General features: G+C 67.7%; 11 protein-coding genes and 2 pseudogenes. 3 read left to right on the forward strand and 10 right to left on the reverse strand.

The window, feature by feature from the left end:
- Positions 1–292 (forward strand): annotated as a pseudogene (gene mazG / locus ACTIFJ_RS13320) (nucleoside triphosphate pyrophosphohydrolase); the annotation flags it as partial.
- Here mazG and hflX read toward each other — a convergent pair.
- From hflX to dusB, 7 genes and pseudogenes are all read right to left on the reverse strand, one after another.
- Positions 289–1,536, reverse strand: a complete 1,248-nt coding sequence (gene hflX / locus ACTIFJ_RS13325) for a GTPase HflX (RefSeq protein WP_439534612.1) — start codon at positions 1,534–1,536, stop codon at positions 289–291. The pseudogene mazG and the gene hflX overlap by 4 nt on opposite strands.
- 92 nt (positions 1,537–1,628) lie before the next feature.
- A pseudogene (gene hfq / locus ACTIFJ_RS13330) lies at positions 1,629–1,868 on the reverse strand (RNA chaperone Hfq); the annotation flags it as partial.
- A 121-nt stretch (positions 1,869–1,989) separates the two neighbouring features.
- Positions 1,990–3,387 (reverse strand): nitrogen assimilation response regulator NtrX, encoded by a 1,398-nt coding sequence (ntrX, locus tag ACTIFJ_RS13335; protein WP_439534602.1) that lies wholly within the window; start codon positions 3,385–3,387, stop codon positions 1,990–1,992.
- A gap of 12 nt (positions 3,388–3,399) precedes the next feature.
- Positions 3,400–5,691, reverse strand: coding sequence for an ATP-binding protein (locus ACTIFJ_RS13340; RefSeq protein WP_439534603.1), 2,292 nt, complete (start codon positions 5,689–5,691; stop codon positions 3,400–3,402).
- Positions 5,692–5,760: 69 nt separating this feature from the next.
- On the reverse strand, positions 5,761–7,212 hold the full coding sequence (ntrC, locus tag ACTIFJ_RS13345) for a nitrogen regulation protein NR(I) (protein WP_439534604.1): 1,452 nt from the start codon (positions 7,210–7,212) through the stop codon (positions 5,761–5,763).
- Entirely contained in the window at positions 7,209–8,276 is a 1,068-nt protein-coding gene (locus ACTIFJ_RS13350) for a two-component system sensor histidine kinase NtrB (RefSeq protein ID WP_439534605.1), read from the reverse strand. Before ACTIFJ_RS13350 ends, ntrC begins: the two co-directional genes overlap by 4 nt.
- Complete coding sequence (dusB, locus tag ACTIFJ_RS13355) at positions 8,276–9,274, reverse strand: tRNA dihydrouridine synthase DusB (RefSeq protein WP_439534606.1); 999 nt, start codon at positions 9,272–9,274, stop codon at positions 8,276–8,278. Before dusB ends, ACTIFJ_RS13350 begins: the two co-directional genes overlap by 1 nt.
- Positions 9,275–9,353: 79 nt before the next feature.
- Between dusB and ACTIFJ_RS13360 the strand changes: the two genes are divergently transcribed.
- Entirely contained in the window at positions 9,354–10,490 is a 1,137-nt protein-coding gene (locus tag ACTIFJ_RS13360) for a bifunctional 2-C-methyl-D-erythritol 4-phosphate cytidylyltransferase/2-C-methyl-D-erythritol 2,4-cyclodiphosphate synthase (protein WP_439534607.1), read from the forward strand.
- Between the two features lie 10 nt (positions 10,491–10,500).
- Complete coding sequence (locus tag ACTIFJ_RS13365; RefSeq protein WP_439534608.1) at positions 10,501–11,004, forward strand: CinA family protein; 504 nt, start codon at positions 10,501–10,503, stop codon at positions 11,002–11,004.
- Here the strand turns inward: ACTIFJ_RS13365 and ACTIFJ_RS13370 are convergent.
- The 3 genes from ACTIFJ_RS13370 to ACTIFJ_RS13380 form a co-directional block, all read right to left on the reverse strand.
- Positions 10,950–11,423 (reverse strand): type II toxin-antitoxin system RatA family toxin, encoded by a 474-nt coding sequence (locus ACTIFJ_RS13370; protein ID WP_439534609.1) that lies wholly within the window; start codon positions 11,421–11,423, stop codon positions 10,950–10,952. The two genes, ACTIFJ_RS13365 and ACTIFJ_RS13370, sit on opposite strands and share 55 nt — an antisense overlap.
- The gene (gene lipA / locus ACTIFJ_RS13375; protein ID WP_439534610.1) at positions 11,424–12,389 is read right to left on the reverse strand and encodes a lipoyl synthase; all 966 of its coding nucleotides are present in this window, start codon (positions 12,387–12,389) and stop codon (positions 11,424–11,426) included.
- 70 nt (positions 12,390–12,459) lie between these two features.
- Positions 12,460–13,112, reverse strand: a 653-nt coding sequence (locus tag ACTIFJ_RS13380) for an FAD-dependent oxidoreductase (RefSeq protein WP_439534611.1), incomplete at its 5' end; no start/stop codon positions are given.

Consider the following 13,112-nt stretch of genomic DNA (forward strand, 5'->3'; position numbering starts at 1 on the left):
CGTCCACGCCAAGCTGATCGAAGAGCTTGACGAATTCACCACCGCCCCCACCCCCGAAAATCGCCTCGAAGAAGCCGGCGACCTGCTCTTCGCCACCGTTAACCTGCTCCGCCACCACGGCATCGATGCCGAAGCCGCGCTGCGCGCCGGCAACGACAAGTTCGAGCGCCGTTTCCGCGCCATGGAAACCGCCGCCGGCCCCGCCTTCCCCACCCTCTCCCTCGACGATCAGGAGAAGCTCTGGACCAATGTGAAGAAAGCCGAAAAAGATATTGACTTTAAAGAGGATTAAAGCGCCACGAACCGCGCATGATCCACGTCGCTGAGCCTAACTTTCAAGGCCAAACCCTCACTTTCGTCGGCCCGCGCCACCACTTCGCCATGCTGATGCAACCACGCCAGCTTGCGCCCGTCGCCATGCGTCAGATGGATGTCATGGACGCGCGACCCCGCCCGCAACAGCACCGCCATCTGCTCGCACAGCGCCTCGATGCCGTCCCCGGTCAGCGCCGAGACCGCCACCGCGTCATGCCCTGCCCGCGCCGTCACCGCTTCACGGGCATCGGCATCGAGCGCGTCGATCTTGTTGAAAACCGTCAATATCTGCACCCGGTTCTCATCGTCCACCAGCCCCAGATCGGTCAGCACCTTGGCGACGTCGGCGGCCTGCGCCTCGGTGTCGGGATGGCTGATGTCGCGGACATGGACGATCAGATCGGCTTCGGTCACCTCCTCCAGAGTCGCCCGGAAGGCCGCGACCAGCTGCGTCGGCAGGTCCGAAACGAAGCCGACGGTATCGGACAGCACCACCTTGTCATGCCCCGGCAGGCTGATCGCCCGCATCGTCGGGTCGAGCGTCGCGAACAGCAGGTCCTCGGCGCGCACTTCCGCGCCGGTCAGCCGGTTGAACAGCGTCGACTTGCCGGCATTGGTATAGCCGACCAGCGCCACCACCGGCCAGGGCGCCTTCTGCCGCTGCCGCCGGTGGAGCGCGCGAGTCCGCAGCACATCCTCCAGCTCGTTCTTCAGCCGCACGATCCGGTCGCGGATCAGCCGCCGGTCGGTCTCGATCTGGCTTTCGCCCGGGCCGCCCATGAAGCCGAAGCCGCCGCGCTGGCGTTCGAGGTGGGTCCAGCTCCGCACCAGCCGGCTGGCCTGATATTGGAGATGCGCCAGCTCGACCTGCAGCGTGCCTTCCCGCGTCGAGGCCCGCTCGCCGAAGATCTCGAGGATCAGCCCGGTCCGGTCGATGACCTTGGCGCCGAGCCCCTTTTCAAGGTTCCGCTGCTGGATCGGCGACACGACGCCGTCGATCACCACCAGCTCGACCTCATGCGCTGCCACTGCTGCCGCCAGCCGCTCGATCTGTCCCTTGCCGAACAGATGCCCGGCGCTCGCCGTGCGCAGTCGCACGATCTCGCTATGGACCACTTCAAGCCGGATCGCCCGCGCCAGCCCCTCGGCTTCGGTCAGCCGCGCTTCGGGCGCCCGGATCGAGGCGCCGCCGCGGCCTTCGCGCACCGGCAGCACCACCATCGCCGGCGCGCCGAGCCTCAGCCCGCGATGCGGGTCCCAGACATGCCCGGAACCCGCGTCGCTGTTATCGGAAATACTCAATCGTCCTCGCTTTCGTCGCCCTTTTCGCCCTCGAACAGCTGCAACGGCGCCGCCGGCATCACGGTCGAGATCGCATGCTTGTAGACGAGCTGCGAATGCCCGTCGCGGCGCAACAGCACCGAGAAATTGTCGAACCAGGTAATCACACCCTGCAGCTTCACCCCGTTCACCAGGAACATCGTCACCGGCGTCTTGGTCTTGCGCACGGTATTCAGGAACACATCCTGCAAGTTGTTCGCACGATCGGCCATATCGTTTCACTTTCGTTGTTGACGGAGCGCGACCTCCGCGAGGCATGGACTGGCTGAACTGCCGACCATGAACAGACAATAAGATGCCTGCGGCCAAGTCTCAATGGCGGCTCAAAAATTCTCAGCCGGCCTCGCCGTCCTCGTCGCCGGGTTCGTCGCTCAGCCCCAGCGCCTTGAGCTTCCGGTGCAGCGCCGATCGCTCCATGCCGATGAACGCCGCCGTCCGCGAGATATTGCCGGAAAAGCGCCGCACCTGCGCGCGCAGATATTCGCGCTCGAACGCCTCGCGTGCCTCCCGCAGCGGCGTCCCCATGATCGAGCGCGCCGCCTGCCCCGGCACCAGCTTGCCCGGCTCCGCCGATATCTCCGGCGGCAGCATGTCGAGCCCGATCGTGCCGATCTGCTCGCTCGGCGCCAGGATCAGCGTCCGCTCGACGACATTGCGCAGCTGCCGGACATTGCCCGGCCAGTCATAGGTCTGCAGCGCCGCCATCGCATCGTCGTTGAGCACAGGCGCCGGCACCCGCCGCTCGGCTGCATAGCGCGCCAGGAAATACTGGACCAGCTCGACAATATCCTCCCGCCGCTCGGACAGCGGGGGCAACCGCACCGGCACGACGTTCAGCCGGTAATAAAGGTCCTCGCGGAACCGCCCTGCCGCAATCTCGGCCGTCAGGTCACGCGACGTGGCGCTGACCACCCGCACATCGACCCGCACCCAGCGCGCGCCGCCCACCCGCTGGAAAATCTGTTCGGTCAGCACTCGCAACACCTTGGCCTGGGTCGGCATCGGCATGTCCGACACATCGTCCAGAAACAGCGTGCCGCCATGCGCCTGCTCGAACAGCCCGGAGCGGACGACATGCCCCCCCTCCTCCACCCCGAACAGCGCTTCCTCGACCCGCTCCGGCGTCATCCGCGCCGCGCTGACCACCACGAAAGGCGCCCGTTCACGCGGCGACCAATTGTGCAGTAGCCGGGCCGCTACCTCCTTGCCTGATCCCGCCGGCCCCGAGATCAGCACCCGCGACCCGGTCGCCGCCACCCGCTTGAGCGTCGCCCGCACCGCATTGATCTGCGGCGACGAGCCGTTCAGCTCGGTCTCGAACCCGACCTTCTCCTTCAGCGCCTCGTATTCGCGCTTCAGCCGCTCGGTTTCGGTCGCCCGCGCCACCACCAGCAGCAGCTGCTCGGCCTGGAACGGCTTCTCGATGAAGTCATAGGCGCCGCGCTTGATCGCCGCGACCGCCGTTTCGATATTGCCATGGCCGGAGATGATCACCACCGGCAGCGTCGGATCGCGCTGCTTGATCACGTCGAGTAGTTCAATCCCGTCGAGCTGCGATCCCTGCAACCACACATCGAGCACGATCAGCGATGGCCGCCGCTCGGACAGCGCCGCCAGCGCCGCATCGCTGTCCCCGGCGGTGCGCGTGCCATAGCCCTCGTCGCCGAGCACGCCGGCAATCATCTCGCGAATATCGGCTTCATCATCAACAATCAGGATATCGAGCGCCATTCTTGTTCTTCCTTATTCCGCCGCACTGCGCGCCGACGACAGCTGATCCGCCACCATCAGGCTGCGTGAAAGTCGCACCCGCACCCGCGCGCCGCCGCCCGGCGCATCCTCGAGTTCCAGAACCCCGCCATGGTCCTCGACGATCTTCTTGACGATCGCCAGCCCCAGCCCGGTGCCGCGCGCCCGCGTCGTCACATAGGGTTCGGTCAGCCGCTCGCGGCTTTCCACCGGCAGGCCCACGCCATTGTCGCTGACCGTCACCCGCACCACCTCGGTCTCATCGTCGATGCGGATCTCGATCCGCCCGCATTCACCCAGCCCCTGCTCCCGCTCCAGCCGGGCGGTCACCGCTTCAGCGGCATTTTTCAACAGGTTGATGAACATTCTTCCCAGCTGCTGTGCGTCGCAGACCAACGGGCCATGGGTGGCGCCGTCCACCGCAAAGACGATCTGCGGATAGGCTACCTCCTGCAGCACCACGGCCTGGCGGACGATCTGTTCGAGCGTCTCGGGCGCGAACACCGGCCGTGGCAGCCGGGCAAAATCCGAAAACTCGTTGACCATCCGGTGCAGGTCGCGGACCTGCCGGACGATGGTGCCGGTCAGCTCGGCATAGGTCTCGCTATCCTCATGGATCTGCTTGCCAAAGCGCCGCTGCAACCGCTCGGCCGCCAGCTGGATCGGCGTCAGCGGATTCTTGATCTCATGGGCAATCCGCCGCGCCACATCCGACCACGCGGCCCGGCGCTGGTCCGCCAGCTGCGCGGTGATATCATCGAAGGTCAGCACATAGCCGCCGATCTCGCCGCCCTCGGCAATCGTGTCCGGCGCAATCCGCACCGACAGCGTCTGCGTCTCCGCCCCGCGCGCGATCCGCACCTGCCCGGCCGCATCGCCGCGCTCCTGCGCCACCGCCAGCAACGGCGCCATCTCGGGTACGGCCTCCGAAAGCGCGCCGCCGACCAGTGCCACCTCGGTAGCCTCCAGCAACGCGGCCGCCGAGCGGTTGGCGGTCTTGATCACCCCCCGGCCATCAATCGACATCACGCCCGCCGACACGCCAGACAGCACGGCCTCGGTAAACCGCCGCCGCCGGTCGAGCTGCTGGTTGGCGCCGAGCAGCGCCGTCTGCTGGGTTTTCAACTGCCCGGTCATCCGGTTGAAGGCACGCGCCAGCGTGCCGATCTCGTCATGCGAGCGCCCCACCGGCACCCGCGCATCGAGGTCGCCCGCCCCCACCCGCTCCGCCGCCAGCGCCAGCCGGGCAATCGGCGTCACCAGCCGGTTCGCCAGCCACAGCGCGAACCACATCGCCACCGCCAGTGTCAGCACGCTGACCGCGATCAGCACCAGGTTGAAGCGCAGCTGCATCACCCGCGACCGCTCGACCAGCGAGCGATATTCATCGAGCGCCCCCGCCGCCCGGTCGGCCCGCGCCAGCACTGCCGGGTCGACCTTGCGGCTGACATAGACATAGCCGCCGCGCAGCCCGTCAATCGCCACCACGCCTTCAATCCGGTCCCCGGCCCGGGTCATGATGATCGGCCCGCCCGACCCCAGCGCCCCCTGCCCGCCCGGCAGCCGCGCCAGTCGCGACGACAAGGCCGTCGCATCCAGCCCGTTCAGCGCCAGCGCCCGCGGCCTGCCGCCGGCCAGCTCGAACACCGCCGCCTCGCTCAGGTTGCGCGCCGCCACCTGGAACTGCAGGCCCTTGGAGAACAGGTCGCTGCCGGCGCCGAAATCGCGCGCATAATTGGACACATCGCTGGCCATCGCCACGATATCATCGGCGACCCGCTGCCGGTTTTCCTCGACATAGGCCTGCGCCACCTGGTTCGACCCTTCGAGAATGGTCTTCACCCGGTCCGAAAACCAGAATTGCACGCCGAACTGGAACAGCAGCGAGGCGAAGATCACGACCAACACTGTCGGCACCGCGGCAATCCCGGCAAACAGCGCCACCAACCGCACATGCAGCTGCGCGCCCGCCAGTCCGCGCCGCCGGTTGGCCAGCAGCAGCGCCACCCGCCGCGCCATCAGCACCACCAGCACCATCAGCGGCAGCAAATTCGCCACCACCAGCAGCGTCACCATCGGCGGCGATACGCCGTTGGCCGGCGCCGCCTGCCCGGTCAGCAAGGCGTAGCTGGACCATCCCATGATGATCGTCAGCGCGGCCGCAATGATTTCAAGGCGCGGATAAAGATTGGTCAGCACGCCCCGGCGCTGCATGCGCCGCCACCGCCGCTGCCACCAGGCAAACCGGCTCCTCGGCGCACTCTTCAGACCCGAAAGCTGATCCATCACTGCATGGTCTAAGCGATATTCGTGGCCATAGGAACACAGTTGTTGCAACAGTGCGACAGACGGTGGTCAGCCGTTCCGTTCGCTCAGCGCATCGATCTTCAACTCGTTGAGCTTCTTGCGCAAAGTGTTGCGATTAAGCCCCAGCAGCCGCGCCGCTTTCAGTTGGTTGCCGCCGGTTGCCGCCAGGCAGGCCCGCAGCAGCGGCCGCTCGACCTCGGCCAGCAGCCGGTCATAAACGCCCTCGGGCGGCAGGGCCGAACCGAAGCCGGCAAAATAGTGGTCGATATGCACGGCCGCCGCCGCAGCCAGGTTGTCCGCCGCCGGCGCCGATGCCGGCGCCGCCGCCGAGGCCGCCGGAAAGCCGGTCGCGACGCCGCCCAGCCCGGCCGCCACCGCCGTCGCGCCGATCGTCTCGGCCCGTTCCAGTGCCGCCAGCCGCCGCATCAGATTCTCCAGCTCGCGGACATTGCCCGGCCAGTGATGCCCCTGCAGCACCTTCAGCGCCTGCGCGTCGAGCGCCTTGCGCGGCAGCCCCTCGGCGGCGGCGCGCGCCAGGAAATGCCGGGCCAGCGCCGGCACATCCTCGATCCGCGCCCGCAGCGGCGGCAGCGCCAGCGGCACCACGTTCAACCGATAGTAGAGATCCTCGCGGAACCGCCCCTGCGTGGTCAGCGCCAGCAGATCCTGGTTGGTTGCCGTGACGATCCGCACATCGGCGCGCTGCGCCCGCGATCCGCCGACGCTCGTATACTCACCGGTCTGCAGCACCCGCAGCAGCCGCGTCTGCGCATCGAGCGGCATGTCGCCGATCTCGTCGAGAAACAGCGTGCCGCCCTGCGCCTGCTCGAATTTCCCGGCCACCCGCGCCGCCGCGCCGGTAAAGGCCCCGCGCTCATGGCCGAACAACTCGCTTTCGATCAGCTCGCGCGGAATCGCCGCCATGTTGAGCGCCACGAACGGCTTGTCCCGCCGCGCGCCGAGATCATGGATGGCATGCGCCACCAGCTCTTTGCCGGTACCGCTCTCGCCGAGGATCATCACGGTCAGGTCGTTCGGCACCACCCGCGCCACCAGCCGATACACCTCCTGCATCGCCGGCGACCGCCCGACCAGCGCACTGTCATCGCTGCCCAGATCGCCGGCCTCGGCCTCGCCCCCGACTTCAAGCGCCTCGCCAATAATATCCACCAAATGATTAAGATCGAACGGTTTTGGCAGATAATCGAACGCTCCCTGCTCAGTCGCCCGCACGGCGGTAGCCAGCGTGTTCTGCGCCGAAATGACGATCACCTTGAGCCCCGGCCGCATCTCCAGAAGCTCCGGGATCAGCTGCAAGCCATTGGCATCGGGCAGGATCACATCGGTGATCACCACATCGCCGACGCCTTGCGCCACCAGCTCGCGCAAGCCCTTGCCGGTCCCGGTCAGCTGGACGAGATGACCGGCGCGCTGCAGCGCCTGGCGGACCACCATCCGGATCGCCGCGTCATCGTCGGCGACGATCACCGTGGCGCTCATGACGCCACCGGCAACAGGATGCGGAAAATCGTCTGCTTCATCGCCATGTTCCGTTCATATTCCACCACGCCCCCATGATCGGCGACGATCTTCGCCACCAGCGCCAGCCCCAGCCCCGATCCCCCGGGCTTGGACGTGACGAACGGCTTGAATACATGGTCGGCGATCGCCTCGGGCAACCCCGGCCCATTGTCGGTCACCCGCACCTCGAGCGGCAGCGACACCACTTCGCCGCCCCCCGCCGGCCGCACCTTCAGCCCCGGGCGGAACGATGTCGAAATGCCGATTTCGCCACCCTCTCCGGTGGCTTCGGCCGCGTTCTTCAACAAGTTCATGAAGACCTGGATCATCGCATCGCGGTTCGCCGCCACCAGCGGCAGCGACGGGTCATAGCGCTCGCGAATCCGCATCCCCTGGGCAAAGCCCCGCGCCGCTACCCGCCGCACATGGCCGAGCAACTCATGGATATTCTCCGGCCGCAGCGTCACCGGGCGGGTGTCGGTGAAGCTCTCCAGCCGGTCGACCAGCTTGGCGATCCGGTCGACCTCGTTGACGATCAGCATCGTCAGCTCGTCGCGGTCCTCGGCCCCGACCCCCTCGCTGGACAGCAATTGCGCCGCACCCCTGATGCCTGACAAGGGGTTCTTGATCTCATGGGCCAGCATCTGCGCCACGCCCTCGGCGGACCGCGCCGCACCCTGCTGCTGCGCCTGACGATCGACCATCGTCGCCACTGACCGGGACTGAAAAGCAACTGCCAGCCAGCCCGGCGCCTCGGCGACCTGGTTGATCAGCACATCGACCCGCACCGGCCGGCCGAACGCCAGCGCCAGTTCGACATCATAGGCCGCACAGCTGCTGTCCTCGCGCCGCGCCCGGTCGATCAGCGCCGGCACGGTTGCATCGCCGGCAAAAGCCGCTTCCCAACCGCGCTCCGCCAGCGCCGGCTGGCTGGTGTTGAGCAGCGTCTCCGCCGCCAGATTGGCCATGCTAATCCCGCCGTCCGGCGCCACCAGCAGCGCCGGCACCGCCAGCCCGGCCAGCAGCTCACCGGCACCGGCCATCACGCCGCCATCAGTTCGGAACGCAACAGGCCCTCGTAGAAGCGATCGATCATCGAAACCACTTGAACCGGATCGTTCAACTTGTTGACTTCGAAGCGGAAGGCCGCGCTGTCGTGCAGCCCTTTGGTATACCAGCCGAGATGTTTGCGGGCCACGCCGACGCCGACTTGTGGCCCATAGAGGTCCATCATCATCGCATAATGCTCGCGCACCAGCGCATGCTGCTCGGCGAGCCCAGGATCGCCCGGCACCGGCCGTCCGGTCAGCGCCGCCATCACCTGGCCAATCAGCCATGGCCGGCCATAGGCGCCGCGCCCGATCATCACGCCATCGGCGCCTGATTGCGCGCGCGCCGTCTCGGCATCGGCCACCGAGCAGATATCGCCGTTGACGATCACCGGCAGCCGCACCGCCGCCTTCACCTGCGCCACATAGTTCCAGTCGGCCACGCCCGAATAGAGCTGGCACCGGGTCCGCCCGTGGACTGTGATCAGCCTTGCGCCCAGATCCTCGGCGATATGCGCCAGCTCGGGCGCGTTGAGGCTCTGATGGTCCCAGCCCATCCGCATCTTCACCGTCACCGGGACGCTGACCGCCTTTACCGTCGCCTCGATCAGCCGGGCAGCGAGCGGCAGGTCGCGCATCAGCGCCGAGCCGGCATGGCCATTCACCACCTTTTTCACCGGGCAGCCCATGTTGATGTCGATGATCGCCGCGCCGCGCTGCTCGTTGAGCTTCGCCGCCTCGGCCATCCGCCCCGGCTCACAGCCGGCCAGCTGCATCGTCACCGGGTCCTCGCTCGGGTCCCAGGCCGCCTTCTGCAGGCTCTGCCGGGTCTCGCGGATCATCGCCTCGCTGGCGATCATCTCGGTCACCGTCAGCCCGGCGCCGTAGCGCTTGACCAGCGTCCGGAACGGCCTGTCGGTGACCCCGGTCATCGGCGCCAGCACTACCGGCACCGCCACCCGCACCGGCCCAATATCGATCGGTTTCAGCATGGGTCCCGCCTGCCTGAAATTTAGGCAAAGAACAAGTCCGCCCTTCCGCCGCGCCCCAAGCCGGACTAAGGCCAGACCGATGCGTACCACCGCTCTCATCGTCGCCGCCGGCCGTGGCCACCGCGCCGGCGCCGGCCTGCCCAAGCAATATCGCGCCGTCGCCGGCAAGCCGCTGCTTCGCCACGCCATCGACCATCTCGCCGCTCACCCGGCGATCACCGACATCCGCGTCGTCATCCACCCGGACGACCGTGCCCTTTACGACGCCGCCATCGACGGCCTCAGCCTGCCCGCGCCGATTTCCGGCGGCGCCACCCGCCAGGACAGCGCCCGCGCCGGCCTCGAAGCGCTTGAGGATACGCCGCCCGACCTCGTCCTCGTCCATGATGCGGCCCGCGCCTTCGTCCCCCCTGCCCTGCTCGACGCGCTGTTCGCCGCGCTTGAAAACCCCGCCAACCACGGCGCCGTCCCTGCCCTGCCGGTCATCGACAGCCTGCGCCGCGGGTCAGGCCACTTTACCGACAGCGTCGACCGTGAGAACCTCTGGCGCGTCCAGACCCCCCAGGCCTTCCGTTACCCCGCCCTGCTCGCCGCCCACCGCGCCGCCCCGCCGGGCGCCACCGACGAGCTCGGCATCGCGCTCGCCGCCGGCCTCCGGGTCGCCATCACGCCCGGGGATGCCCGCGCCTTCAAGCTCACCGAACCCCAGGATTTTGTGTCTGCCATGAGCCAATATATCCCCCGCGCCGCCGCTGGCTTCGATGTCCATGCCTTCGGCCCCGGCGACCATGTCTGGCTGTGCGGCGTCCGCATCCCGCACAGCCATGGCCTCATCGGCCATTCGGACGCCGATGCCGGCCTCCATGCCCTCACCGATGCGCTGCTCGGCACCATCGCCGCCGGCGACATCGGCGACCATTTCCCCCCCTCCGACCCGCAGTGGAAAGGCGCCGCCTCCCACCGTTTCCTCGCCCATGCCGCCGAGCTCGTCCGCGCCCGCGGCGGCGTCATCGATTTCGTCGACCTGACGCTGATCTGCGAGCGCCCGAAGATCGGCCCGCACCGCGCCGCCATGCAGGCCCGCGTTGCCACCATCCTCGGCCTCGCCCCCGACCAGGTCAGCATCAAGGCCACCACCACCGAAACGCTCGGCTTCACCGGAAGATCGGAAGGCCTCGCCGCACAGGCCATGGCCAGCGTCCGGCTTCCCGCCTAAAGGCAGCGCCATGGATCCCGAACTCCTTGCCCGCGCCGAACAGGTGCTCGCCGCCAATCGCGCCGCCGGCCGCTGCATCGTCACCGCCGAAAGCTGCACTGGCGGCCTCGTTGCCGCCGCATTGACGGAGATCGCCGGCGCCTCCGATGTCTTCGAACGCGGCTTCGTCACCTATTCGAACGACGCCAAGCTCGAATCGATCGGCGTCAACCAGGACATTTTGCAGACCTTCGGCGCCGTCTCCATCGCGGTCGCCTGGGCGATGGCGCAGGGCGCGCTGGAGCACAGCAAGGCCGATGTCGCCGTCGCCATCACCGGCATCGCCGGCCCCGGCGGCGGCAGCGACAAGAAGCCCGTCGGCACTGTCGTCTTCGCCCGCGCCGAGCGGGACGGCAATCCGGACAAGGTCACCGCCGATGTCCGCCACTTCGGCGATCTCGGCCGGTCGGAAATCCGGCGTCAGGCGGCGCTGGTGGCGCTCGACTTGCTGATGCCCGGCGCCGAGGCCCCGTAAAGCACCTTGGCCCGCGTCTCGAAGGCGCCGACCATCCGCCGCAGCGCCTCGCCGAAGAACATCCCGGCCAGCCGCTCGAACATCTTGTTCTGGAACTCGAAGTCGACCAGAAAATCGATCTCGCAGCCGCCCGCCACATCGCGGAACGTCCAGTCGTTCTGCAGATACTTCAGCGGCCCCGAGATATAATTGACCGTGATCCGGTCCGGACGCACCAGCGTCACCCGGCTGGTGAACCGCTCGCGCACCATCTTGAAGCCGACGATCATGTCGGCGGTCACCACCTCGCCGTCCCGCGCCTTCACCCGCAGCGCCTGCACCCAGGGCAGGAATTCCGGATAGCGATCGATATCGGCGACCAGATCGAACATCTGCGAGGCCGAGAACGGCAGGAACCGGGTCTCGCTGTGCTTGGGCACCTAGGCAGCTCCCGCCCCGGCCACCGCTGCCCCGCCCACCGCTGACTTGCGCGCCGCCTCGGCATTGCGCTTCGCCTGCATCTCGGCAAAATCCCGCCCGGCGTGGTAGCTGGAGCGCGTCAGCGGGCTCGCCGCCACCTGCAGGAAGCCCTTGGACCGCGCCACCGCGGCATAGGCCTGGAAGCTCTGCGGCGTGACGAACTCGACCAGCGGCGCATGGCGCGGCGTCGGCTGCAGATATTGCCCCACGGTCAGGAAGTCGACACCGGCCGAGCGCATGTCATCCCAGACCTGGTGGAGCTCCTGCCCCGTCTCGCCCAGCCCGACCATCACGCCGGACTTGGTGAAGATGCGCGGGCTCAGCGCCTTGACCCGGTCGAGCAGCCGCAGCGAATGATAATAGCGCGCGCCCGGCCGGATCGTCGGATAGAGCCGTGGCACCGTCTCCAGATTATGGTTGTAGACGTCCGGCCCGGCCGCGACGATCGCCTCTACGGCCCGGTCCATCTTGTTGCGGAAGTCCGGCGTGAGAATTTCGATCGTCGTTGCCGGCGAGGACGCCCGCAGCGCCTGGATCACCTTGACGAACTGGCTCGCGCCGCCGTCCGGCAGGTCATCGCGGTCGACCGAGGTGATGACGATATGCTCGAGCCCCAGCGCCGCGGCGGCTTCCGCCACATGCGCCGGCTCATCGCGGTCCACCGGCCCCGGCATCCCGGTCTTGACGTTGCAGAAGGCGCAGGCCCGCGTGCAGGTGTCGCCGAGGATCATCACCGTCGCGTGCTTCTGGCTCCAGCACTCGCCGATATTGGGGCAGGCCGCTTCCTCACAGACGGTATTCAGCTTCAGCCGGCGCATCAGCGCCCGCGTCTCCGAAAACGCCAGGCTGGTCGGCGCGCGCACCCGCAGCCAGTCCGGCTTGCGCACGCGCGGCGTGGTCTCTCCCACGGGCAGTATCTCGTTCATGGCGCCTCGATACTCCTTCACCGCCGGGCTGCCAACCGGCCGACTCTGCCGCAGCGACAATCAGGCCCGCTTAATAGTGGAGCGCCCGCCCATAGGCATCGAGCACGCTCTCGTGCATCATCTCGGACAGCGTCGGATGCGGGAACACCGTGTGCATCAGCTCGGCCTCGGTGGTCTCCAGCTGGCGAGCGATCACATAGCCCTGGATCAGCTCGGTCACCTCGGCGCCGACCATGTGCGCGCCCAGCAGCGCGCCCGTCGCCTCGTCGAACACCGTCTTCACAAAGCCCTCGGCCTCGCCCAGCGCAATCGCCTTGCCATTGCCGATGAAGGGGAACTTGCCGACCTTCACCTTGTAGCCGGCCTCGCGCGCCTTGGCCTCGGTCATGCCGACGCTGGCCACCTGCGGCCGTGAATAGGTGCAGCCGGGGATGGCATCCTTGTCCATCCCGTGGACCTTTTCGCCGGCGATGGTCTCCACGGCGATGATCCCTTCATGGCTGGCCTTGTGCGCCAGCCAGGGCGCGCCGGCGACGTCGCCAATCGCCCACAGCCCCTTCACATTGGTCCGACCATAAGCGTCATTGACGATATGCCCACGGTCGGTCTTCACGCCGAGCTTCTCCAGCCCGATCTCCTCGGTGTTGGGAACGATCCCGATCGCCACGATGACATGGCTGAACGTCTCGGGCGCCGCCTTGCAGAACTTGGCGGTGATCGTCG

It is taken from the genome of Polymorphobacter sp. (genome assembly GCF_051860865.1).
Taxonomy (GTDB): domain Bacteria; phylum Pseudomonadota; class Alphaproteobacteria; order Sphingomonadales; family Sphingomonadaceae; genus Sandarakinorhabdus.